General features: G+C 41.4%; 2 protein-coding genes. Both read left to right on the top strand.

The annotated features are described in order from the left end of the window. Positions 1–306: 306 nt before the first annotated feature. A complete protein-coding gene (clpS, locus tag A3738_RS07680) occupies positions 307–675 on the top strand; it encodes an ATP-dependent Clp protease adapter ClpS (RefSeq protein ID WP_068763496.1) in 369 nt (122 codons plus the stop codon). Positions 676–698: 23 nt separating this feature from the next. Next, positions 699–932: Clp protease N-terminal domain-containing protein (locus tag A3738_RS07675; RefSeq protein ID WP_304440080.1), on the top strand; the 234-nt coding region annotated here is incomplete at its 3' end.

The following is a 932-nucleotide window of genomic DNA, read 5'->3' as shown; positions in this document are numbered from 1 at the left end:
CCTAGATAATCCTGCTGCGTTTTATTTTTATTCGTAAGCTGTAACGTGTTATTTGTTACAGCGTGTTAATTCTGGTTGGTTTTTAAACAGTGTCAAGTTCTTCTAACGAAAAAATTGACTCATCACACAAATCAGTTTTCAGAATTTCACAAATTTAATCCTGAGAACGGAATTGATGGTGCAAACTGTTAGGTGACACTTTGCGATGTAAAATAATGTTGAAATAGGCCGATTTGACGGTTTAAACGTATTGAAATATGTGAATGTGAACCCATTTAACATTTGTGTAAAAAAACGTTTCGGGTAATGAGTAAGTTGAAAGATAGTCTACTAGTATTGAATCAGGGCTCAGATGTGGACCCGAGCCAACCGAATCAGGATGATGGATTGCTTTTGGCGCCAGATAAACCGGCACTGAAACGCCCCTCGATGTACCAGGTGGTGATGTTAAATGATGACTTCACACCCATGCACTTTGTTGTTGAAGTGCTGGTTCGATTTTTCGCAATGAACGAAGAGAAGGCTACGCAAGTCATGTTGGCCGTACATACACAAGGAAAAGCAGTGTGTGGGATTTATTCGAAAGACATTGCCGAGACCAAAGTGGCGCAAGTAAATGAATACTCAGCTGAGTGCGATCATCCGCTACTTTGTGAACNGCAGAAGCAAGATTAACCTGGATTGGTCGGGGTACAAATATGCTAAGTAAAGATTTAGAGCTAACGCTAAATGAGGCATTTAAGAATGCTCGAGACAAACGTCATGAGTTCATGACGGTTGAGCATTTGCTACTAGCCTTGCTAGATAACGACTCTGCCTTAAAGGTTTTAGATTCATGCGGTGTTGAGCTCGCAATACTTCGTCAAGAGCTGACAGAGTTTGTTGATTCAACAACGCCTTTAATTCCAAGCGCCGACGACGAGCGCGAAACA

This window comes from Oleiphilus sp. HI0066 (genome assembly GCF_001635725.1).
The sequence above is the reverse complement of the archived record's forward strand: the minus strand, read 5'-3'. Positions and strand labels throughout refer to the sequence as shown.